This window comes from Streptomyces sp. NPDC101118, assembly GCF_044759445.1.
GTDB lineage: Bacteria > Actinomycetota > Actinomycetes > Streptomycetales > Streptomycetaceae > Streptomyces.
Genome location: NZ_JBIVZG010000006.1, coordinates 271,388 through 294,318 on the forward strand (window position 1 = coordinate 271,388; position 22,931 = coordinate 294,318).

Sequence of the window (22,931 nt, forward strand, 5' to 3'; positions counted from 1 at the left end):
GACCGGAGCCACGGGTGCGACCGGAGACCAGGGGCCTGCGGGTCCGGCCGGCGCCACCGGAGCCACGGGTGGCCAGGGGCCTGCGGGTGCCACTGGGGCGACGGGTGAGACCGGATCTACGGGGGCGGTCGGCGCTACCGGGGCCACCGGGGAGACCGGCGCTGCCGGCGCGACCGGGGCCACTGGCGCGCAGGGGCCCGTTGGCGCCACCGGAGCGACCGGGGACACCGGCCAGCAAGGGCCCGTCGGAGCCACTGGCGCCACCGGTGAGACCGGAGCTACGGGGGCGACCGGCGCCACTGGGGGCCAAGGGCCCGTCGGTGCAACCGGTGCCACTGGGGCAACAGGTGAGACCGGAGCTACGGGAGCGACCGGCGCTACCGGGGACACCGGCGCTGCCGGCGCGACGGGGGCCACGGGCGCGCAGGGGCCCGTAGGCGCCACCGGCGCTACGGGAGACGTGGGGGCGACCGGGGCTCAGGGGCCGGTCGGTGCGACCGGGGCCACCGGTGGGACGGGGGCCACTGGCGCCCAAGGGCCCGTCGGAGCCACCGGAGCTACCGGCGACCAGGGGCCCGTCGGAGCCACCGGGGCTACCGGAGCTGCTGGAGCTGTTGGGGCGACGGGTGCTACCGGGCCTGCGGGAGCCACCGGCGGTACCGGGGCGGCGGGAGCCACCGGCGCTACTGGGGGTGCGGGGGTTACTGGTGCGACCGGAGCCACGGGGGCTACCGGTGCTACTGGGGCCGCCGGGGTGCTGACGCTCACCGAGGTCGTCGGGACTGCCGTGACCGTCGAGGACGGGGGTGGGGTCAACACCGCCACCGCCATGTGTCCGGCCGGGCAGCGGGCCGTGTCGGGCGGGTTCACCGCTTCCAGTTCGCTGATCTTTCCGGTCGAGTCCCGGCGGCCGGTCGGGTTCACCGACCGGTGGACGGTGACCTTCCGGAACACGTCCAGCAACGTCGACGGGACCGCCCAGGCCATCGTCTACTGCTCGCCGTGAGGTGGGGCCGGCGCCGGACCCCCGGGTGCCGGCACCGGCCTCCTCCGGCTCAGGCGGTCAGGGTGGCGTAGAGGATGACGTTGTTCGTGCGGTGGCCGTTCTCCAGGTCGCCGCCGCAGGTCAGGAGGCGGAGCTCGGGGGTGGGGGTCGGGCCGTAGACCTTTCTGGTGGGGAATGCTTCCTTTCGGACGTTCTCGATTTCGTGGATCTTGAAGACCGCGGTGGTGCCGTCCGCTCTCGGGACCTCGATGCGGTCGCCGAGCCTCACGTCGCCCACGTTCTTCATCAGGGCCGGGCCGTGCTTCGTGTCGTAGTGGGCGACCAGGACGGAGACGCCCTTCTCCCCCGGGGTCACGCCGCCCGTCCACCAGCCGGGGACGTCCGCCTCGGTGTCCGCGTCGGGGACGCCCAGCTCGCCCTTGGCGTCCACCGACAGGTCGGTCATCTTCGTCGTGTTCACGCCGGCCGAGGGGAGCTTCAGGCCGGTCGGCTTCGCCTTGCCCAGGGGCTTGAGCGCCGGGACCTCGTACGGGGCCGTCGCCGTGCTGCCGACCTCGGGTTTCGGGGCGGGCGCCGCGACGCTGCCACCGCAGGCCGCGAGACCCGCGGTCAGGCCGAGGGTGAGGGTGCCGGCCGCCACACCTCGGGAGAGGCGGGGGAGGGTGAGGGTGAGGGTGCGGGTGAGGGTGCGGGGGCGGGGGCGGGTGCTCATGGGGTTGTTGGTTCCTGGGGAGGGAGGCAGGGGGGTGAGGTGGGGGGCTGTGCCGGGGCGGGGTCCGTGCCGGGTGCGCCTCAGCGGTCGTGCGGGCGCGCCGGAGGGGTGAGGAGCCGGGGCCGCGGCAAAGGCCGCCTGTGCCGGGATGGCGAGTGCGGCGGCGGTACGGAAGGGGGCACGCGTGCTCTGGTTCCCCTCGACTCGTCTGCTGGACGTCGTCGCCCGGTCGTCGGCGTTTGCCGGGGCGACGGAGACGAAGCTACGGGGGGCGCGTTCCGGTCACCCGTAGGCGACGTAACGGCCGGGCGGATGTGCGGGAGCGAAGTCGTAAAGCTCGTACGGGCTCCACGAAGCGGCAGGTCGCAGGGCCCGGGCGGGCTCCGCCGCCCCGTCCGCGGGGACGCGCAGCGGATGCATATGCCCCTGTATGTGCCTACGATCCGAATAGTCCGATCGAGCACCGTCTGAAGAGGTGAAGACAGGATGGCGAAGAGGCAGAACAAGGGCCGCTCCGAGCTGCTGGAAGCCCTCAGGAGCGCGGACGCCGGCGGCCCGCCGCGCGATACGGGGCACGGCTTCGGCGGCCCCGTCCCCAGCAAGGTCAAGGGCGGCGCCCACACCAAGGCGGAGCTCAAGCGAGCGGGCTCGCCGCAGGGCGACCGCATCGGCGAGCGGAGCCGGGGGCTGAGCTGACCCCGCCGCACCCCCAGACGCGACGAAGCCCTCCCGGGCGCATCTTCCGGGAGGGCTTCGTCACACCGTCTAGTTTTTGTGCTGGTTCGTCCGGTTCGTTCGCTACCTGGCCTTCTCCGCCCAGCGGCGCGTCAGCACCGAGATCGACTCCGCGACCTCGTCGAGGCTCTCGCTGTTCGTCCGGATCCCGCGGTTCAGCTCGATGTGCAGGAAGCGCAGCCGCTCCTCGGCCGCCACCTGGCCCTGCTCGTTGGAGGTGCCGGAGAGCTTGCACTTGCGGGACCACGCCGGGCAGACCTCCAGGTCCCCGGCCTTCAGCTGCCGTGCCAGCAGCTTCGCGTCCGCCACCGCCCGGTCACCCGCTCCCGTCGAGACCACGACGTCGAACTCCGGGAAGGACTCGTTGGCGAAGCCGTGCAGCTGGACGCCGGGCAGTTTCCGCCGCATGAGCTCGTCGACGACGCTGTGGAAGACCGAGTCGGTGCGGTGCGCGACGTCCGCCGAGCCGTCCACGCCCGCCGCCCGGTGCGCTCCCGCCAGCACCAGGACGCCGCCCGGGGTCCCCCGCAGCACCCGCGCGCCGAGGTCTTCGGTGTGCTCGTCCGCGATCGGGTGCGGCACCTGTACGGACCAGCTGACCGGAGCCGTCAGGTCGAGGTAGACACGACCCCAGCCGCGGCTCCGCCGGCCCGTGAAGCTGGCCGCGTCGCTCACCTCGGCGAACCGCCGTCCGCTGACTTTGTCGATGAAGGTCTGCAAACCGTAGTCGACCTCCGCGAGCTGCCGCTTCGCCGCTTCATGATCGCCATCGAGAAGCATCGCCACGCCCTGAGTGAGCGTCAGGCGTTCGTCTTTCGTCGGGATGCGGTATCCCCCGCGTTCACCAAACGCTGTTGTGTATTGGGCAATACGCTCGCCCAGGTCGACCCCGGCGGCCGCCCGCGGCGTCGGGCGTTCCTGCGGATCCGCAGAGGGTTGCCCGACGAGCAGCGTGAGACACACCACAATGGCGCAGATGGAAGCCACCGCGCCGAAAGTTATTGCAATCGTTATTCGTTTTGCGGGAGATGCGCTCATAGTCAGATGAAAATACCGGAGTGATGACCAACGCCGACCAAGCCACCACCCGACGGACCGGGGCCCTCGCACTCCTGCTGTGCGCCTCGCTGTCCGGCTGTGGACTGGTCGGCAACGAGGCGCACGCGGGGCCGGAAAACGCAGGTGGAGGCCGCTCTTTCAGCCTCGCCGCCGGTGGCGACATCGTCGTCCAGCCGGAGCTGACGGAGCAGGCCCGCAAGGACGGCAAGGGCATCAAGGGCGCCGCGTACGGACTCTCCTTCGACGCGACGATGGCCGCGATCAAGCCGATCATCAACAAGGCAGATCTAGCGATTTGCCATATTGAGCCCGTACTGGGCAAACCGGGCGGACCCTTTCAAGGTCACCCCAATTACGTCTCACCGCCCCAAATCGCCACGACGGTCAAGAGCCTCGGCTACGACAGCTGCTCCACCGCCTCCAGCCACGTGCTGGACCACGGCCCCGCCGGCGTACGCAACACCCTGGACGCCCTCGACAAGGCCGGCCTGAAGCACACCGGCTCGGCCCGCTCCGCCCAGGAAGCCGCCAAGCCCCTGATCCTGGACGTCAAGGGCGTCAAGGTCGCGCACCTGTCCTTCACCAACAACTTCGCCGGGCGGGCCGAGCTGCCCGCGGGCCAGGAGTGGCTGGCCAACCGGACCTCCTTCGACCGCATCGCCGCCGCCGAGAAGGCCGCCCGCGCCGCTGGCGCGGAGGTCGTCGTCCTGAGCATGCACTGGGGCACCGAGTTCGAGCCGGACCCCAACTCCGCCCAGCGCCGCCTCGCCCGCAAGATCGCCAAGCGCACGGGGATCAACCTGGTCATCGGCCACCACGCGCACGTCGTCCAGCCGATGGAGAAGGTCGGCGACACCTGGATCGCGTACGGCCTCGGCAACCAGCTGTCGCGCCACGACTCCCCGACCGGCCTCTCCGAAGAGGGAGCCATCGGCTGGTTCGACTTCCGGCAGAAGGACGGCAGCTGGACCGTCCGGGCCCGGTACGCTCCCACCTTCCTGGAGATACCCCCGGAGGCCACGGCCGTCGACGAGACCGGCCGGCCCAAGGCCCCGGTCCAGGAGCCGGGCGCCATCCAGGACGTCCGGCTGATCGACGTGATAGCCGCGCTGGAGGCCGGAGACGAGCTGACGGACGAGCAGCGTGCCCGGTACCGCCTCGCCTCCGAGCGCACCGCGAGCACCCTGCTCAACAGAGGCGGCGCCCGGGACGGGCTCCGCCCCCTGGAGGGTCTGCCCGATTGACCGGGCGGGGAGCGCACCGACGGCCACGCCGAGAGCGTGGCGGCGGCTTGCGCCGCCCCGCCGGAACGCCCGTGAAGACCCCCCTGACAAGATCCTCCATGTCCATGACCCGCACGAGTCCCGGAGCCACGAGCCCGCCGGGACGTATTGAAGAGGAGCGTCCGTTGGCCGCGTCGCGCACGAAGCGGCGGCACAAGGTCCGTCGCAGAGCGGACATGTCGCTGCTGGGTGGCATACGCCCGCCCATCGCGGCGCTGTGCGCTGCCCTGCTCGCCCTCGCCGCCCTGACCGCGATCCAGTTCGGCCGGGTCGGCAAGGACGCCGTCCCCGAGGCGGTGCTCACCTCGCAGCAGCACTTCGCGGAGGACGGGGCGATAGCCCTGCGCGCGTCGCTGGACGAGAGCATCACCGACCTCAGCCGCACCGCCAACCTCTTCAACGCGGGCAAGCCGGTCTCGGCCGACACCGTCCTGGACAAGCTGGGCAACGTCTACCAGAAGTGGCGCGGCACCGCCGTCCTGGAGATCAAGTCCGGAAAGCTCATGGCCCAGCGCGGTGAGAACCTGCCGCTGACGGCCATCGACCGTACGACGCTCACCGGCGAGAACGGCCTCGCCCCGCGCATGGTCCGCCTGGCGAACGGCGAGACCCGCCTCCTCACCCTGGGTGTGCTGTCCTGGCCCGGCAAGCCCCAGCAGCTGCTGGTCGCCTCCAGCAGCCTGAAGTTCCCGGGCGTCAGCCTCGGCAAGTTCCGCGCCATCGCGGTCGTCGACTCCTCGGGCCAGATCCTCAGCAGCGACGGCGCCGACCCGGACCAGGCCGACAGCGAAGAGACCAAGGGCGCCGCCAAGCAGTCCAAGAAGCAGCTCGCGAAGTTCGCCAAGACCGCCGCCCGCAAGGCCGAGCAGCACCCGCTGAAGACCAAGGAGCCCGGCGCCGGCGGCTTCCCCGGCGTCAGCGGCAGCCTGCTGGGCGACTCCCGCAGCGGTGAGCGCTCCGTGGCCGGCTACGCCACCCTGGCGGGCGCCATCCCCGGTGAGGGCACCGCCGCCACCGCCCTCGGCCTGACCGTGGTCTCCAGCGTCGAGGTCACGGAGAGCTCCGAGACCGCCGTCGTCGACCCGTTCTTCGGCATCGCCGCGGCCGGCGCGCTGCTGGTCATCGGCGCCATCGCCCTCGCGGTGCTCGTCGGCACCGTGCAGAAGCCGCTGCTCCAGCTGTTCCTGGAGAGCCGCCGCCTCAGCCGCGGCGACCTGACCCGCCCGGTCACGCTCCCGAAGTACGGCGAGGCCTCCCGCATCGGTGCCGCCCTGGAGCTGCTCCGCCGGCAGCTGCTCGGCGAGCCGGTCGAGGAGCAGGAGGGCAGCGCCCCCGAGCGCGGCCGCCGCGGCAGGATCGGCATGCGGGCGCTCATCGGCGTGTGCGCCGCGCTGCTGCTCGTGTGGTCGGCCCCGCTGGTGCTGCTCATCAACCGCGCCGACGACACCGTCAAGGTGCCCTCGGCCATCGTCAGCGACCAGCGCGAGCGCACCGACACGCTGGCCGACCGGGTCCGGCGGGCCCTCAACGAGGGACACGCCGACCTCACCTCGGTCGCCTCGATGCTCAACGCGGACACCACGCCCAACGAGATGGCCCAGGTCCTCGAGCGCACCCGCACCGAGCACACCCGCTACGAGTCGCTGTACGTGCTCCAGGCCGACGGCACCGTCACGGCCAAGGCCGGCTCCGAGCCGCACCACCCCAAGGGCAAGGGCCCCGAGAACGCCCCGGTCGTGCTGCGCGAGGCCGACAACAAGCCGGTCGTCACCGAGTACGCCGAGGCCCCCGGCCTCAAGGGCGCCGCGGTGGTCGGCGAGCTGAAGATCAGCTTCCTGAACGGCCTGCTGAAGCGCCCCGGACTCGGCGAGATCCGGGTCGTGGACGGCAAGCAGCGCATCGTGGCCAGCAGCAGCGGCTACCGCGCCTTCCAGGAGCTTCCGGACGACAAGCTCAAGGCGCTCGTCACGGCCGCCAACCAGAAGTCCGGCAAGGGCCCGCACGCCAGCAGCGTGGTGCACCGCGACGGCGACGGCGTCGGCATCGCGGCTGCGGCCCCGTTCAACGGCGGCGGCGCGGCCAAGCCGCTCAACTGGACCGTCGTCAGCTGGCAGAACGCCAAGGGCCTGGCGATCCCCGAGTACAACCTGCAGAACCGCACCGTTCTCGCCGGTCTCCTCGGCCTGACCGCCGTCGCCGCCTGCCTCGGCTGGATGCACATCATCGTCGTCCGCCCGCTGCGCCAGCTCGCCCAGCGCGCCGAGGCCCTGGCCGACGGCGACCGCCGGACCGTCCTCTTCCCGACCCACCACGACGAGGTCGGCGCCGTCACCCGCAGCCTGGAGGTCATCAGGCAGCAGCTCGTGGAGCTGAAGAAGCGGGAAGCCAGTGGAAGTGCCGGAAGGGCCGGCAAGGCCACTCCGGCCGGAAGGAACTGAACCGCCGTGCTCTTCCTCTACGTCGTGCTCCTGATCTGCTGCGCGATCATGCTGGTCGCCGGCATCATCGAGCAGCGGCGGCACTTCGCCAACCTGAACGAGATCCCCACCCGGGTGCTGGTCAACGGCATCCGCGGCAAGAGCTCCATCACCCGCCTCGTCGCGGGCGCGCTCCGCGGCGGCGGGCTGGTGACGGTCGCCAAGACCACCGGCACCGCGGCCCGGTTCATCCACCCGGACGCCACCGAGGAGCCGGTCTACCGCAAGTTCGGCCTCGCCAACGTGGTCGAGCAGATCGGCATCGTGCGCCGTGCGGCCGCGTACCAGCCGGACGCCCTGGTGATGGAGTGCATGGCGGTCATGCCGCCCCTCCAGGAGCTCAACCAGCAGAAGCTGATCCAGTCCACCATCGGCGTGCTCTGCAACGTCCGTGAGGACCACGTCGCCGAGATGGGCCCGACCCTCGACGACATCGGCCGCTCGCTGTCCCGCTCGATGCCGCACGGCGGCATCTGCGTGACCGCCGAGAAGGAGCGCTTCCACGTCCTCCAGCAGGAGGCGGACGCCCGCGACTGCCAGCTGATCTACGCCGACCCGGACATGGTCACCGACGAGGAGCTGCGCGGCTTCTCCTGGTTCACCTTCAAGGAGAACGTCGCCATCGCCCTGGTCGTCGCCGACCTGCTGGGCATCGAGCGCCAGACCGCGCTCCAGGGCATGTACGACGCCCCGCCGGACCCGGGCGTGCTCTCCGTCGAGCGCTACATAGCCCCCGGCGACAAGAAGCTGCGCTTCGGCAACATCTTCGCGGCCAACGACCCCGAGTCGACCCTGATGAACATCCAGCAGCTGATCGACCTCGGCGCGATCAAGCGCCCGCTGAACGTGGTCATCAACTGCCGCCCCGACCGCGTCGAGCGCAACGGCCAGATGGGCCAGATCATCCCGGACATCAAGCCGGAGAAGGTCTTCGTCATCGGCCACCCGACCAAGTCGGCCATCGACGCCATCCCCTCCGAGTGGCGCGACCGGGCCGTCGACCTCGGCGGCGAGCGCGAGGGCGAGGAGTTCATGCACGAGCTCCTCGGCCACCTCGGCCCCGACTCCTCGCTCGTCTCCATCGGCAACATCCACGGCCAGGGCGAGATCCTCCTGGAGCACCTCGCCGAGCTGCCCAACTTCGAGGACGACGGCGACAGCGGCCCCGCCATGGGCGCCCCCGGCAGCGAGCCCGCCGCCCAGCACCCGCGCCACGACCAGACGATGGCGCTGTACATGAAGCACCTCGACCCGTACGCGAACCTGCCCGCCGCCGAGGAGGCGCGCCGGATGCAGGCCCCCGTACCGCATCCGCGCCAGCCGTACCCGTACCAGCAGCAGCCCCAGCAGCAGCAGTACGCACAGCAGCCGGTGCCGGTGCAGCACGTACGGCCGGTCCAGCAGCACCAGCCGCAGCCGACGATGCCCCAGCTGCCGCCCGGCCAGTCCCAGTACGGCCAGGAGCAGCAGCAGGGCTACGCCCAGGACCAGTACGCGCCCGACCAGTACGGGCAGCAGCGTCCGCCGGCCCCGTGGCCGCCGTTCCAGCAGCAGCAACAGCCCAACCCGAACCCGCAGCAGTGGCAGAGCCCAGGAGAGCCCCGTTGATCCCCGCCGTACTCACCCCCGAGATCGCCGCGATCGGCATCGCGCTGGGCCTGCTGTTCTCGCTCCTGTGCTACCTGACGACGAACCTCTCCCCGGGCGGCATGATCACCCCGGGCTGGCTCGCCCTCACGCTCATCGAGGACCTCCAGCGCGCCGCGCTGGTCGTCGGCGTCACCGTACTGACCTACGTCCTGACGCTGCTCACCCAGAAGTTCGTGATCCTGTACGGCAAGCGGCTGTTCGCCGCCGTCGTGCTCATCGGTGTGCTGCTGCAGGCCACCGTGGTGATCGTGCTGCAGATGGAGTTCCCGCTCCTGTACGCGAACCAGACCCTCGGCTTCATCGTGCCCGGCCTGATCGCCTACCAGCTGGTCCGCCAGCCCAAGGGCGCCACCCTGCTCGCCACCGGCTCCGCGACGCTCATGACGTACGTCGTGCTGACCGCCGGAATCCTGCTCGGTTTCATGCCCCACGTGTAAGGCTGGCGTCCGAACGCACACGCGTACGCCGCACACCCGCACCCGCCCGCCGTACCTGACCGATCCGCCCGGAGCGACCGATGGCCGAACTCAAGCCCAAGAAGAAGCGTCCCGTCCTGCATGCCGTCACGGTGGTCGCGCTGCTCGCCGGCAGCGCGTACTTCACCTTCGAACTGCGCAAGGACGAGCAGGAGAAGGCGCCCGCGATCGCGAGCGTGACCGACAGCGTGGACTCGTCCGGCAAGAGCTCCTCCACCGGCGAGCAGAAGTGGGAGCGGCTGAAGAACCCCGAGCGCTCCGTGCTGCGCGGCGGCGACGGCAACGTCATCGCCACCTTCACCGACGGCGCCCGCACCGCCACGCTCACCGGCCCCAGCCGCACCTTCTCCGAGCCGGCCACCACCAAGACCCGCGTGGTGACCACCGACTGGGTGCGGCTGATGCCGGAGCCGTGGGTCAGCGGTGCCGAGAAGGAGCAGTGGTTCAAGGAGTGGTTCACCAAGTACCAGGGCAGCGAGGAGGACGACCTCTTCGCCATGGCCTTCCAGTACGGTGACCAGGCCCCGGTGAAGAAGGACGCGGAGGGCATCCCGTACGCCGGCGACGCCTCCTTCGGCCCGATCAACCCCAACGGCTCGATCGGCAACGACTACCGCCTGGAGCAGTCGGACTTCTACGACTACCTCGGCATCCCGTACACCTTCCGTGACGGCACCACCATCCAGCAGGAAGCCAACCGCTACCGCTCGATGGACTGCTCCGGCTTCATCCGCACGCTCTTCGGCTACCGGGCCCGCTTCCCCCTGATGTCCTCGGACACCTCGGGCGACGGCCTGCCGCGCACCGCCAACGGCATGGCCCGCTCCAAGATCGGCGTCGACACCATCCCGCTGAAGGGCGTCTCCGCCGCCGGCCGGCCCAGCAACATCGACGTGCTGCAGCCGGGCGACCTGCTGTTCTTCAAGCTCGACGCGCGTACGGGCGAGCGCCTGGACCACACCGGCATGTACCTCGGCAACGACACCGAGGGCCACAAGATCTTCATATCCAGCCGTGAAGAGGCCAACGGCCCCACCATCGGCGACAAGGGCGGCACCTCCCGCCTGGACGGCAACGGCTACTACGCGAGCACCCTGCGCAGCGCCAAGCGCCTCTGAGCCCCGTCGGCGGCCCGGAACGCCCTACGGCGTCTCCGGGCCCGGCCCGGCGCCCGCGGCGCCCCTGAGCCCCGCCCAGCGCCCCTGAGCCCCGCTCAGCGCCCCTGAGCCCCGCTCAGCGGTCCGCTTCCACCCCGCCACCGCGGCCGGTTCCACCCGGCCCGGTGGCGGAGCCGTTTCCGAGCATCTCCTCGGGGCACGGCGTGCCGCGCGGCAGCCGGTACTTGGCCGCCAGCCGGTACTCGCCCGGCCGGGGCGCCAGCAGCACGGTCCACTCGTCGCCCACGGCGTCGCGCGGGGTGCTCATCAGGCACCCGGCGACGTTCTCGTACTCCTTCGGCTCCGTCCCCGCGGCCTGCGAGGCGGCCGTCTCCCTGGGCGCTTCGACTGCCTTGCCCCCGGCGTCGACGAGGCCCAGCCAGGGCGAGTACGGGACGCGCAGCAGCACCCGGCCGGCCCGGGCCACGTCGATGACCACCTCGCCGGCGTCCGCCCGGAGCACGGTGGCCGGCGGGTCGGCGAGCGGGGTCGGCGCGGACACCCGGAACAGCTGCCAGTTCGCGTCGCCCCAGACCTTCTCCAGGTAGGGCAGGCCCTGCCGGATCAGCGCGGCCTCGCGCTCGCCGCCCGAGTCCGGGGTGTCCTGCGGGAGGACCACCCAGTGGACGGCCCAGCGGTCCAGCCACTCGCGATAGTTCACGGCGTCGAGCGTGTCGTCGTAGAAGAGCGGATTGCGCTCCAGGTCGGCCTGCCGGTTCCAGCCGCGGGCCAGGTTCACGTACGGGGCGAGCGCCGAGGACTCGCGGTGGCTGCCGACCGGCACCACCTCGACCCGGCCGCGCTCGGCGCCGACCCGCTGCAGCCGGTCGACCAGTGGGGACAGCTCGCGCGCCCAGGCGGCCTTGGGCGTGGTCCGCACGATGTCGCTGACGCTGTTGACCGCGATCCAGGAGTTGAGGCCGGCGAAGGCCAGCAGCAGCGCGTACCAGCGCCGGCTGCGCGGGGCCGCGTACGGCAGGGCCGCGAGCAGCACGACCCCCGCGAACAGCATCGCGAAACGGGTGACGTTGGAGCCGATCTGCGAGTCGACCAGCCAGCAGAGCAGCACTCCGAGGGCGTACACGGCCGCCGCCACCCGCACGGTCTTCCAGTCCCGCGGTACGAGGAGGAAGACCAGCGCGCCGAAGAGGAAGGGCAGCGTGGCCGAGCCGAGGGACAGCGGCTGCGTGCCGGAGAAGGGGAACAGCCAGGCGGAGAGGCCGACCACGACGACCGGCGGGAGCCCGATCGCGTACGCGCCGGGGCGCCGCCCGCTGAGGAACAGCGCGGCGGCGACGACGCCGAGGAAGAGGCCGGCGACCGGGCTCGCGGCGGTGGCGAGTCCGGCCAGCGGGGCGGCCGCGGCGGCCTTGCCCCAGCGGTTGCGGCTCCACTTGCGGGGCCAGCAGAAGACGGCGGCGACCGCGCCGAGCGCGAACATCACGCCGAGGCCGAAGGTGACGCGGCCCGACAGGGCGTTGCAGAACAGCGCGAACACACCGGCCAGCGCGGGTGGCAGGGGGTTGCGGACGGCACCGCGGCAGCGGCACAGGACGAGGGTCAGCAGGCCCGCGGAGACCGTGCCGGCCGCCATCATCGTCGTACGGACGCCCAGCAGGGACATCAGGTACGGGGAGACCACGCTGTAGGAGACCGGGTGCATCCCGCCGTACCAGGCGAGGTTGTACGCGGAGTCGGGGTGGCGGCCCACGAACTCGGCCCAGGCGTCCTGGGCGGCCAGGTCCCCGCCGCTGTTGGCGAGGGCGAAGAACCAGACCACGTGCAGGACGGCGGCCAGCGCGGTCGTGAAGGCGACCGGATGGCGGCGCGGCAGGCCGGCGAGTCCAGGCCGCCCGGCCCCGGGGTCCGGGGCGGCGGCGCGGGACGGGGCGGCATCCTGCCGCTCGGCGGTCGTCACTGCGCCTCTCCCCTGGTCGAACGTGTGCCTTCCCGGTCGGAGGCTAGACGCGGTACGGCGCCCCGGGGTTGACCGGGGCGCCGTATCGCGCTCATCTCTCGGACCGCATGGTGGTGCGGAGGCTCAGCCGACGCGGGTGAGCTTGGCGCCGAAGCCGGGCTCGGCGAGCTCGCTCTGGAGCGCGACCGGGACCTTGACCTGGCTGGCGCCCTCACCGACGGTCAGCGTGCCGATCTCGGAGCCGGCGGTGGCCGAGTGCGGGAGCTTGGTGCCGCCGTCGGAGAGCACGATGTCGACGGTGATCGACGGCCAGCCGACCGCCTCCACGTCGGCGGTGGCGACGACCGGGGTGCGGCCGCCGAGGCCGTCGTCCACGTACCCGACGACGTCGCCCTTCTTGACGACCTTCGCGTTCTCCAGCATGTCCTGGGTGGCCAGCATCAGCTTCTTGCTGGCCGCGATGGCGTCGTCGAGGATGCGCGAGGTGTGCATCGAGAGCACCGCGCCGACGATCAGCTGGTCGGTGCCGCCGACCATCTTGTGGGCGGCGAAGAGCAGGTTGCCGCCGGCGGCCGTGGTGGAGCCGGTCTTGATGCCGAGCGCGCCGTTGTAGGGGACGAGGTCGTTCCAGTTGCGCCACCGCTTGCCCGAGGGGTCCTCCCAGTAGGGCAGCTTGGTGATGTCCATCAGGGCCTTGTTCTCGACCAGCTTCAGGCCCAGCTTCACCTGGTCCTCGGCGGTGCTGACGGTGGTCGCGTCCAGGCCCGACGGGTCGGTGTAGGTGGTGTTGTTCATGCCGAGTTCCTTGGCGGTGTCGTTCATCTTCTTGACGAACGCCTCCTGGGAACCGGCGTCCCAGCGCGCGAGGAGCCGGGCGATGTTGTTGGCCGACGGGATCATGAGGGCGGCGATCGCGTCGTACTCCGAGATCTTGTCGCCCGCCTTGACGGTGTTGAGGGTGGACTCGTTGTCGGACTTGTCCTTGCCGCCCTCGTCCTCCGCGGCCTGGTCGATGTCGATCATCGGACCCTTTTCCCCCCTCTTGAGGGGGTGGTCGCGCAGGACGATGTACGCCGTCATGGACTTGGTGACGGACGCGATCGGCACCGGCTTCTGCTCGCCGTGGGAGCCGACGGTGCCGAGTCCGGCGGCCGCCATGAAGGCCTGGGTGCGCGGCTGCTCGGGCCAGGGAAGGTTCGGCTTCTCACCTGCGAACGAGTACGTCTTGTCGGCGGTCATGACGAGGTGCGGGTCCGGCAGGGGCCGGACGAGCTGCACGACGGCGAAGATCACGCCGAGCAGGACCACGAGCGGGGTCCAGATCTTGAACCGCCGCACGGCGGTGCGGAGGGGGCTCGGGGGCGGCGGGGGGTTGTTCGTCAGCTCGGCGAGCATGTCGAGCGGGGGCCTGGGCGGCAGCGGCTGCTGCTTGGTCCGCTCGGCCTCTTCCCGGAGCGGGACGAAGGTGCCGGCCGGCCGGACGCCGGGGCCCTGGGGGCCGGGGGCGGTGGTGGCGGGGGTGGTGGCGCCGGGGGCCTGGCCGGCCGGGCTCTGGCCCGCCGCCGGGGGCTTGGGCGCGCCGGGGCCCGTGGTGGGGGCCTTGGGGGCCGTGGGTGCCGCTGCGGAGGCGGCCGGCGCCTTGGGCGCACCGGGGCCGGCGGTGCCGGTGGCGGGGGCCTTGGGAACGCCCGGGCCGGCAGTGCCGGCGGCCGGGGGCTTGGGGGCGCCGGGGCCGGCGGGACCGGCCTGGTCCGCGGCCGGGATCTTGGGTACGCGGAAGACGGCCGTGCGCTCGACGTCGTCGGCGGGCGCCTTCGGGGTGCCGGGACCCGCGGCCGGGGCCTTCGGCGCGGCAGCGCCGGCGGCCGGGGTCCCCTCGGCGACCGGCGGCTTCGGCATACGGAAGACGGCCGTGCGCTCGACGTCGTCGGCCGGGGCCTTCGGGGCACCGGCACCGGCGGCGGGCGGCTTCGGGGCGGCGGAGCCGGCGGCCGGGGCCTTCGGGGCCGCGGAGCCGGCGGCCGGGGCCTCGTCGGCGACCGGCGGCTTGGGCATCCGGAAGACGGCCGTCCGCTCGACGTCGTCGGCCGGGGCCTTCGGGGCGCCGGGACCGGCGGCCCGGGCCTTCGGCGCGGCGGAGCCGGAGCCCGCGGAGGAACCGGTGTCGGCGGAGGAACCGGTGTCGGCGGAGCCGGCTGCCGGGGCCTCGGCAGCGGCGGACGCCTCGGGCGCGCGGCTCGCCGCGGGGGACTTCGGGGAACCCGCGGCCGGGGCCTTCGGATTCGCGTTCGCATCGTCTTCGTCGGCGGTGCGGGACACCCAGGCGGACACGGCGGAGCGCAGCTCGTCGTCGGCGCTGCGGCCGCCCTGGCCGGGTACGACGCGGGGGTCGGCGGCGCCGTTGCCGGTCGCGGCGGGAGGCGTACGGCGGGCCGGGCGCGCGAAGGCGTCGAAGCTGTCGCCGCCGCCCGTGCGCGGGGCGGGCGAGCTGGCGGGGCCGGATCCAGAAGCGGAACCGGAACCAGCACCGGAGGCCGGGGTGGACGCGGAAGCGTCCGACCGCTCCCGGCCGTCAACCGGGCCGGTCTCGCCGTCACCCTTCCGGCCGGTGGCGGACGCCCCTCGTTCGGCGGAACCGGAAGCGGAACCGTCCCGGGAGCGGGAGGGGAGGCCGGCCTCGTCCGGCGTCGCCGCGGAGTCACGCGGGCCGGCGGCGCCCCCGGCGGGACCGTCCGCGGCGTCACGAGAGGCCGTGGAGGCGGCCTCAGGGGCCTCGGAGCCGGTGGCTGCGGACCCGGCGCCACGGACCGGAGCGGAACCCGCAGCCGCGGACTTGGCGGCCTCGCGGGACAGCCGGTCGAGCGCAGAACCGGAACCGGCGGAGGACGACTCCGAGCCGCCGGCGGCTCGGGACAGGCGGTCCAGCGCAGAACCGGAACCGGCGTCGAGGGAGGCGCCGGACGCGACCCGGCCGCGGGGCTCCTCGGTCGAGCCGGCCCTCTTCGGCCGGGCGTCCCCGGACGCGGCGGAGGAGGACTCCGAGCCGGTGGCGGCGCGGGACCCACCGGCGGCGACCGCTGCGGGAGCGTCCTCCGCGACCGGGCCGGACGCGCCCGGCCCTGCGGGCTCCGCGTCGGCGGAACGGGAACCGTCACCCTCCGAACCGGCGGCGCCGGAAGCGGCGTTCCCGGACGCGGCAGAACCCGTACCGGCGTCCGAGCCCGAACCGGCAGCGCCGGACGACTTCGGCCCGGCACCCTCCGGAGCGGCATCCCCGGCCCCCGCGGGAGCCGAACCGGCGTCCCCGGACCCGGCGGGAGCCGAACCGGCCTCCCCGGAACCGGCGGAGCCGGAGGCGGCGTCCTCGCCCGTGGCGGGCCGGCGGAAGACGGAGAGTCGGGGGTCGCGGTCCTCAGGACCGTTCGCCGTCCCCGACGAACCTTGCTGTACCGACTTGTCGGGGGACTCGCCCGCCACCAGTTCCTCCTCGCTCGCTGTCCGGCTGTCCGAACCGCTAACAGTGTCCCGTCTCGGGGCCATCGCCCCCGGCCTAGACGAGAACGACATAAGTGCCGGTTCCCGTCCAAAGCGGCCAGGCACTCTCGACAGATGAATGTGAGAGGGGTCACCCTGTCATTCATCCACGCGGGGAGGCATGGATGGGCAGGAGCCGCAGAACACTTCCGGAGGAGCTTCTGCTGCTCGCTTTGGACCCGGCCACGGGTACCACGGCGCAGCCGCAGTCGCTCGACCTCGGCCTTGCCGGGGCCCAGCTAGTAGAGCTGGCTCTGGCAGGACGGATAGCCCCAGACGGGGATCGTATCGCCGTGGTGATGCCACGGCCGACAGGAGATCCGACGTTGGACTCCGCACTGGAACTGCTGCGCAGACGCGGCAGTCCGGTCCGGGCCGTCCACTGGATCGGCGGACCCCGGCTGGGGCTCCGCCAGGTTTACCTCGCTCATCTGGAGCGTTGCGGCATGGTGCATGCCGTGGCCGGCCAGATGTGCGGGGTGCTGCCGACGACTCGCTACCAGGCGACGGACACGGCCATCAGCCGGGAGATCAGGGCCCGGCTGGACAGTGCGATCCGCACCGGTGTACCGCCGGACCCGCGGACCGCGGCGCTCGCCGCCCTGGCCCACGCGGTCGGCCTCGGCAAGCACCTGTACCCCGGCAACGAGGGGCGTTCGTCCAGGTCCCGGCTGCGGGACCTGATCAGGCACGACCCCATGGGCGGCCTCGTGGCACACGCCGTGATGGACGTTCAGAACGGCGTGGCCGCGCAGCCGCGCCGCGCCCAGGCGCAGGCCCCCGGACGTCCGGCCGCAACGGCTGCCGGCGTACCGATGCAGCCGCGCCGCGGGGCGACCGCGATGGCGAGGGCCGTCGCGACGCGCTGACCCACACCCGGTGCGGGGTGGCGGGGCCGGGGAACCGGTCCCGCCACCCCGCGCGTCTGCATTCCTCCCGCTTTCCCAGCGGCAACGCGCCTTTCGGTGGCAGTCTGCTCATCGGCGGATACGCAGAGAGACCGCTGAAGCACCACAAGCAGACCGCAACTGATGAACAGACAGACCGGAGGTGCCGTTCCCGTGGCGACCAATGTCAATCCCACCGTCCGACGCCGCCGACTGGGCATGGAGCTCCGCAAGCTCCGCGAGGACAAGGGCATGACGGCCGAGCAGGTCGCCGAACGCCTCCTCGTCTCCCAGTCGAAGATCAGCCGTCTGGAGAACGGCCGTCGCTCCATCAGCCAGCGCGACGTCCGCGACCTGTGCGAGGTCTACGACGTCGACGACCGGCGGCTGGTCGACTCGCTGATGCAGATGGCCAAGGACTCGCGCCAGCAGGGCTGGTGGCACGCGTTCGGCGACATCCCGTACAGCGTGTACATCGGGCTGGAGACGGACGCCGCGTCGCTGCGCGTGTACGAGCCCCAGATCATCCCGGGCCTGCTCCAGACCCAGGAGTACGCCGCGGCCATCATCCGCGGGGCGCTGCCGGAAACCGCGCAGCAGGACATCGAGAAACGCGTGCAGGTCCGTATCCGACGGCAGGAACGTGTCTCCGAGACCGAAAGCGACAACGAACGCGGCCCCTTGCGCCTCTGGGCGGTCATCGACGAAGCCGCGCTGCGCCGGCGGGTCGGGGACACCACGGTGATGATCCGGCAGCTGGAGCACCTGATACGGCAGTCCGAGCTGCCGCACGTGACCGTCCAGGTAATGCCGTTCAGCATGGGCGCGCATCCGGGCGTGAACGGTCAGTACGCGATTCTGGAATTTCCGGATGCTTCGGATTCGACCGTCGTCTACATCGAAGGCGTCACGAGCGACCTGTATCTGGAGAAGGCCAACGACGTGCAGCGCTACAGCGTCATGTACGAGCACCTGCGCGCCCAGGCACTGAATGTCGAGCAGACCCGGGATTTCATCGCCGGGGTCATCGAGGAGCATGCCAAGGACAGCTAGCGGTAATTGCGGGGTAAAACGGGCGGAAAGCGGGCGAACGCCGGGCGTGAGCCGGGTGTGCGCCGGAAAGCGCCGCACCGTACACCGTGACGGCCCGACCATGGAAGTCCCCACTGGAATATGCCATCCGGTCGAGTGAAAGGTCTCTTCACCCGGGCGGCCTTGCGAGTAGCGTCGATCACGCCAATCAAGAACAGGTTGGCGCCACATCAACGAAACCCGCTAGACCGGAGCGAACATGGCTATTCTTCAGGGCGCCACGGATGCCTGGACGAAGTCCTCGTATTCCGCTGGAAACGGCGCGTGCGTCGAGGTGAAGTCCCCCGCCGTGAGCGAGATCGCGGTGCAGGACTCGAAGGTGCAGGAGGGTCCGTTCCTGACCTTCGCCCCGACCTCGTGGACCTCCTTCGTCGCCGGCGTGACCCGGGGCCCGCTTGGGCACCTCGGCTGAACGTCCGGGAGCACACCCATACGACCGCCAGCCGCGCGGTACTGACAGAGCCCTCTCGACTGGCCCGCCGTCCCGGCCGAGGGGGCTCGGCCGCGTCCCGGCCGCCCGTGATGCGGGGCGGCCAGGACGGTCCGCGCACCGGCACAGCCGGTCCGGGTGCGTCAGCCGGTCCGTGCAGGTCAGCCCGGCCGGTCGACGTACGTCAGCGCAGCTGGTCGACGTACCGGTCGGTGCCCGGCAGTGTCGGGATGAACGGCGCGACCAGCTCGACCCGCCCCAGGCCCGCCTCGGCGACCTCCGCGTCCAGGCCGAGGAAACGGTCCGCCCACACCTCGCGCGGATCGGCCTCCAGGAACCACAGCAGCGTCAGCCGGGTGTCCACGCCCTCGACCTGCTTGACGTAGGTCATCCGGTCCCCCGGCAGCGGGGTCGGCCGGAAGACCGTCACCATCGCCGCCGGCCCGCCGGCCAGCCGCCGCGGCAGCTGCTTCGTGCGCAGCCAGGTCAGCAGCTCGGCCCGCTGCCCGGGCCCCTCGGCGTCGACGACCTGGACGACCAGCCCCGCGTACGGGTGGTCCAGTGCGTGGAAGTCCCGCGGCCCGGCCGCCCCGTCCCGGTAGACCGTCGTCTCGTGGTCCTGGAAGGACGTGAAGACGTGGGTGCGGTCCTGGTAGACCCGGCCGTCGACGTTCAGCCGCTTGTTGATGCCGACGGTCCACTTCATGTGCTCGTCGTACCGGCCGTCCGTGATCCAGTACGTGGAGATGTAGCACCCGGCGGTCACCGGCTGGGCCACCGCCGACTTCTCCGGGTAGCGCAGCTCCTGGAGCTCCCTGGTCGCGACCCAGCGCCGGCCCGCGTACATCCAGGGCATGGCCATCGCGCCCGCGATGTAGTGGTCGTCCTCGTACCAGCGGTTGTACGCGTACTCGTGTCCCGGGTGCGGCTCGACCATGGTGATCAGCGCGTGCCCCGGGTGCACCCCGTACGGGCCCACGGCGGCCAGCTCGGCGTAGTCCTGGGCCCGGGTGTCCTGTGGTGTGTGCTCGGTGTTCGCCATGCCGAACGGTGTAGCTGATGCGACGTCAGATGGGGAGCCCTGCGGCAGGAGCGGACACGGAGGCCCGGCTGTCCGGAGCGCCGTGACGGCGTACGGACAATGTGCCGATCCGGCGACAGGCGACCCCCGGCCGCAACTGCCCCTCCTCCCCCGCGCCTCCCCGCTGGTGGCCGGACCGCTCCCGGCCGGACCGCCCACCGGAAGGGAACCCAGCTCATGCGTAAGGGATTTCTGCGCGCCATCGCCGCGGCCGCCGCGCTCCTCACCGGCGCCCTGACCCTGTCCGCCACCCCCGCCCAGGCCGACACCGCCGCCGGCTTCGGGGACTGCGCGGCGGGCAACTTCTGCGCCTGGACGAACGAGGCCGCCACGGGCTCCCGCCTCCAGACCCGCGCGGACACGCCCTGGCTGGGCTCCACGTACGACAACCGCATCCGTTCCTTCACCAACCGGACCTCGATGGTCGCCTGCCTGTACGACGGGCGGAACTACACGATCACGACCGGTCCGGCCGGCAGCTACCAGGTGGTCAGACCCCACTCCGCGGGCACCGGCTACAGCGGCACTGCGCACACCGACAAGAGCTCGCTGAAGTTCGTCCGCACCGCCCGCGAGTGCACCCTGCCCCCGTACCCCTTCTGGTGGGACGAGGCCAACCCCACGGCGGCCGGCTTCGGCGACCTGAACGGGGACCGCCGCTCCGACGTGCTGGTACGCGACGAGACCGGCGCCCTGTGGTTCGTCTCGGGCAACGGCAGCGCCTTCCTGGCCGGCACGCACGGGTGGAACGGCATGAACGCCCTCACCCGGCACGGCGACTTCTCCCGCGACGGCCGCGAGGACCTGATCGCCCGCGAACGGTCCACCGGAAAGCTGTACCTCTACCCCGGCACCGGGGACGGCGACTTCCTCCCGCGCCGCGTGCTCGGCAGCATCGGGTGGAACTCCATGTCCCTGATCACCGCCTTCGGCGACCTGACGGGCGACGGGCGGAACGACCTGATCGCCCGCGAGACCGCCACCGGCAAGCTCTGGCTCTACCCCGGCACCTCCACCGGCGGGCTCGGCACCCGCCGCCTGATCGGCGGCAGCGGCTGGGGCGCGATGAACGCCCTGGTGGGTGCCGGCGACCTGACCGGCGACCGCAAGCCCGACCTGCTGGCCCGTGAGGCGGCCACCGGCAGGCTGTGGCTGTACCCGGGCGGCTCCTCGGCCCTCTCACCGCGCCGCCTGATCGGCAGCGGGGGCTGGAACTCCATGTCGTCGATCATCGCCAACGGCGACATCACGGGCGACGGCAAGCTCGACATCGCCACGGTCACCACGGGCGGCAACCTCATGCGCTACCCGGGCCGCGGCGACGGGACCCTCGCTCCGGGCTACGTCTCCGACCGGACGTGGTGGGGCCTCAACGGGGCTTTCTAGCAAGGGAGTCCAGGGGGCGAACAAATAGGTGTCGACTACACCCTTCTCCGCTAGGGTGTGGCCACCCGCCGGACCGTCCCGCCAGACGGTCCACCCGTCCGCCCGGCCGCCCGCCCCGAGGAGCCCCCATGCGCCGCACCGCCGCCGCCCCGCCCGCGTTCGCCGCCCGCGCGACTTCGGTCGCCTCCTCGCCGGTACGGGAGATCCTCGCGCTCACCGAGCGCCCCGGGGTGATCTCGTTCGCGGGCGGCCTGCCGGCGCCCGAGCTGTTCGACGCGGAGGGCCTCCGGGCGGCGTACGACGCGGCGTTCGCCGACAGCGCGGCCCGCGCCCTCCAGTACTCGACCACGGAGGGCGCGCCGGAGCTGCGGACCGCGGTGGCGGCCCGGGCCACCGGCCGGGGCCTGCCCACCGGCCCCGACGACGTACTCATCACCACCGGCTCGCAGCAGGCCCTCACCCTGATCGCGGCCACCCTGCTGGAGCCGGGCGACACGGTCCTGGTCGAGAACCCGACCTACCTCGCGGCCCTCCAGTGCTTCGGGCTGGCCGGCGCCCGCGTGGTCCCCGTCCCCTGCGACGAGGACGGCCTCGACCCGGCCGCCCTGGAGGAGCTGGTGCTCCGGGAGCGCCCGAAGATGCTCTACACGATCCCGACCTTCCAGAACCCCACCGGCCGCACCCTCCCGGCCGCACGGCGGCGGGCGGTGGCGGAGACCGCCGCCCGGCTGGGCCTCTGGCTGGTCGAGGACGACCCGTACGGCGAACTCCGGTACGAGGGCCAGCACGTGCCCTGGATCGCCGCGCACCCGGGCGCGGAGGACCGTACGGCCCTGCTGGGCAGCTTCTCGAAGGTGATGGCCCCCGGGCTGCGGCTGGGCTGGCTGCGCGCCCCGGCGTCGCTGCGGCGGGCGGCGGTCACGGCGAAGCAGGCGGCCGACCTGCACACGTCGACGGTGGACCAGATAGCGGCGGCCCGCTACCTGGCGGCAACGGACCTCACCACCCACCTGAGCACGGTCCGCACCGCCTACCGCGCCCGCCGCGACGCCCTCCTGGCCGGCCTGCCGAACGCCCTCCCCGAGGGCTCGACGTGGAACCACCCCGAGGGCGGCATGTTCCTCTGGGCCCGCCTTCCGGAGGGCCGCGACGCAACCGCCCTCCTGAAGTCGGCGGTGGCGCACGACGTCGCGTACGTCCCCGGCGCCCCCTTCTTCGCCACGTCCCCGGACCAGTCCACCCTCCGCCTCTCCTTCACGACCCACACGCCGGAGGAGATCGCGGAGGGCCTCCACCGCCTGAGCACGGTCCTGAAATCCGCATAGCCCCCCGTCACGCGCTTCACGCCCCGCCGCGTTTCAGACAAGATCACGCGATTCCTACACCCCCCACCGTCGGGCGAATCGGCGAAATCCTGCGCAAGTCACCCGGCCACCACGTGCGGGACCAGTCGCTCCACTTTCAGCCCCCAGCAACGCGCGGCATATGCCCCCTACGCTCGAAAGTGCGTTGTGAACAACCGTTCACGCACTTCAAGGGAGGGCTTGAGAGATGAAGAAGTGGATTGCCGGGACGGTGCTGACGGGCGTGGCACTCCTGGGGGCTTCGCCGGCCTTCGCCCTGAGCGCTTGGTCGCCGTCGGCAAAGGCGTATGCGGAAACGTTCTCGCGTGACACCGCGGTCTCGCTCACGATCAAGACGAGCCAGAAGGCGCACACCGACTACTACCGGGAGACGGACCCGTCCGACCCCTACCACCTGTGGAACAAGGGTGCCAAGGGTTCGACCACGACCAGCGGTTACGGCGGCAAGATCACCCAGCTGCGAGCCTGCAACTGGATCCCTGACAACGACGACGAGTGCAGCCGCTACTACCGCTGATCTCGCGTTCCCAGCCCGCCGCACTGACCTGGCGGTCAAGTGCACGCGCTGATGCTCGGGCGTGGGCCGGGGAGCGCGCGGGACGCGCGTGCCTCCCCGGCACGTCCCGGGACGTGCAATTGCTGCGCCGCTTCGGAGAGACATCGAGGGGAAGCCAGGTGAGGGAG

General features: G+C 72.2%; 18 protein-coding genes. 13 read left to right on the plus strand and 5 right to left on the minus strand.

The genetic code is table 11. The features are described 5' to 3' along the window. Positions 1–754 precede the first annotated feature (754 nt). A complete protein-coding gene (locus ACIQUQ_RS13980; protein WP_403975023.1) occupies positions 755–1,006 on the plus strand; it encodes a hypothetical protein in 252 nt (83 codons plus the stop codon). Between the two features lie 49 nt (positions 1,007–1,055). Here the strand turns inward: ACIQUQ_RS13980 and ACIQUQ_RS13985 are convergent, their stop codons facing one another. After that, positions 1,056–1,718, minus strand: coding sequence for a sortase domain-bontaining protein (locus tag ACIQUQ_RS13985; RefSeq protein ID WP_403975025.1), 663 nt, complete (start codon positions 1,716–1,718; stop codon positions 1,056–1,058). A gap of 486 nt (positions 1,719–2,204) precedes the next feature. On the opposite strand from ACIQUQ_RS13985, the gene ACIQUQ_RS13990 reads away from it, so the two are divergent. After that, positions 2,205–2,414: a hypothetical protein gene (locus ACIQUQ_RS13990; protein WP_399957982.1), complete on the plus strand. Its 210-nt coding sequence runs from the start codon at positions 2,205–2,207 to the stop codon at positions 2,412–2,414. Positions 2,415–2,516: 102 nt separating this feature from the next. On the opposite strand, the gene ACIQUQ_RS13995 is transcribed toward ACIQUQ_RS13990, so the two are convergent. Further along, entirely contained in the window at positions 2,517–3,239 is a 723-nt protein-coding gene (locus ACIQUQ_RS13995; RefSeq protein WP_403975028.1) for a hypothetical protein, read from the minus strand. 275 nt (positions 3,240–3,514) lie between these two features. On the opposite strand from ACIQUQ_RS13995, the gene ACIQUQ_RS14000 reads away from it, so the two are divergent. The 5 genes from ACIQUQ_RS14000 to ACIQUQ_RS14020 all read left to right on the plus strand — a co-directional run bounded on the left by ACIQUQ_RS14000 (position 3,515) and on the right by ACIQUQ_RS14020 (position 10,516). Beyond that, on the plus strand, positions 3,515–4,756 hold the full coding sequence (locus ACIQUQ_RS14000; protein ID WP_403975030.1) for a CapA family protein: 1,242 nt from the start codon (positions 3,515–3,517) through the stop codon (positions 4,754–4,756). A 215-nt stretch (positions 4,757–4,971) separates the two neighbouring features. Further along, on the plus strand, positions 4,972–7,233 hold the full coding sequence (locus ACIQUQ_RS14005) for a HAMP domain-containing protein (RefSeq protein ID WP_403975033.1): 2,262 nt from the start codon (positions 4,972–4,974) through the stop codon (positions 7,231–7,233). A 6-nt stretch (positions 7,234–7,239) separates the two neighbouring features. Continuing rightward, the gene (gene pgsB / locus ACIQUQ_RS14010; RefSeq protein ID WP_403975035.1) at positions 7,240–8,880 is read left to right on the plus strand and encodes a poly-gamma-glutamate synthase PgsB; all 1,641 of its coding nucleotides are present in this window, start codon (positions 7,240–7,242) and stop codon (positions 8,878–8,880) included. Continuing rightward, positions 8,877–9,359: a poly-gamma-glutamate biosynthesis protein PgsC/CapC gene (locus ACIQUQ_RS14015; protein WP_399957964.1), complete on the plus strand. Its 483-nt coding sequence runs from the start codon at positions 8,877–8,879 to the stop codon at positions 9,357–9,359. The genes pgsB and ACIQUQ_RS14015 overlap by 4 nt, the downstream gene beginning before the upstream one ends. Positions 9,360–9,439: 80 nt before the next feature. After that, positions 9,440–10,516 carry a C40 family peptidase gene (locus ACIQUQ_RS14020; protein WP_403975038.1) on the plus strand — a complete coding sequence of 359 codons (1,077 nt, stop codon included), beginning with the start codon at positions 9,440–9,442 and terminating at the stop codon, positions 10,514–10,516. Between the two features lie 115 nt (positions 10,517–10,631). Here ACIQUQ_RS14020 and ACIQUQ_RS14025 read toward each other — a convergent pair whose 3' ends face one another. Further along, the gene (locus ACIQUQ_RS14025) at positions 10,632–12,389 is read right to left on the minus strand and encodes an MFS transporter (RefSeq protein WP_403975147.1); all 1,758 of its coding nucleotides are present in this window, start codon (positions 12,387–12,389) and stop codon (positions 10,632–10,634) included. A 207-nt stretch (positions 12,390–12,596) separates the two neighbouring features. After that, positions 12,597–15,950, minus strand: a complete 3,354-nt coding sequence (locus ACIQUQ_RS14030; protein WP_403975040.1) for a hypothetical protein — start codon at positions 15,948–15,950, stop codon at positions 12,597–12,599. Between the two features lie 182 nt (positions 15,951–16,132). Between ACIQUQ_RS14030 and ACIQUQ_RS14035 the strand changes: the two genes are divergently transcribed. The 3 genes from ACIQUQ_RS14035 to ACIQUQ_RS14045 all read left to right on the plus strand — a co-directional run bounded on the left by ACIQUQ_RS14035 (position 16,133) and on the right by ACIQUQ_RS14045 (position 18,398). Beyond that, a complete protein-coding gene (locus ACIQUQ_RS14035; RefSeq protein WP_403975042.1) occupies positions 16,133–16,876 on the plus strand; it encodes a GPP34 family phosphoprotein in 744 nt (247 codons plus the stop codon). Positions 16,877–17,068: 192 nt separating this feature from the next. Beyond that, positions 17,069–17,947 carry a helix-turn-helix domain-containing protein gene (locus ACIQUQ_RS14040; RefSeq protein ID WP_403975044.1) on the plus strand — a complete coding sequence of 293 codons (879 nt, stop codon included), beginning with the start codon at positions 17,069–17,071 and terminating at the stop codon, positions 17,945–17,947. A gap of 238 nt (positions 17,948–18,185) precedes the next feature. Next, on the plus strand, positions 18,186–18,398 hold the full coding sequence (locus ACIQUQ_RS14045) for a DUF397 domain-containing protein (protein ID WP_399957949.1): 213 nt from the start codon (positions 18,186–18,188) through the stop codon (positions 18,396–18,398). A gap of 202 nt (positions 18,399–18,600) precedes the next feature. Here the strand turns inward: ACIQUQ_RS14045 and ACIQUQ_RS14050 are convergent, their stop codons facing one another. Beyond that, positions 18,601–19,458 (minus strand): hypothetical protein, encoded by an 858-nt coding sequence (locus ACIQUQ_RS14050; RefSeq protein WP_403975046.1) that lies wholly within the window; start codon positions 19,456–19,458, stop codon positions 18,601–18,603. 216 nt (positions 19,459–19,674) lie between these two features. Between ACIQUQ_RS14050 and ACIQUQ_RS14055 the strand changes: the two genes are divergently transcribed. From ACIQUQ_RS14055 to ACIQUQ_RS14065, 3 genes are all read left to right on the plus strand, one after another. Next, the gene (locus ACIQUQ_RS14055; protein WP_403975049.1) at positions 19,675–20,883 is read left to right on the plus strand and encodes an FG-GAP-like repeat-containing protein; all 1,209 of its coding nucleotides are present in this window, start codon (positions 19,675–19,677) and stop codon (positions 20,881–20,883) included. 128 nt (positions 20,884–21,011) lie between these two features. Further along, positions 21,012–22,208: a PLP-dependent aminotransferase family protein gene (locus tag ACIQUQ_RS14060; protein WP_403975051.1), complete on the plus strand. Its 1,197-nt coding sequence runs from the start codon at positions 21,012–21,014 to the stop codon at positions 22,206–22,208. A gap of 226 nt (positions 22,209–22,434) precedes the next feature. After that, entirely contained in the window at positions 22,435–22,764 is a 330-nt protein-coding gene (locus ACIQUQ_RS14065) for a hypothetical protein (protein WP_403975054.1), read from the plus strand. Positions 22,765–22,931 lie beyond the last annotated feature (167 nt).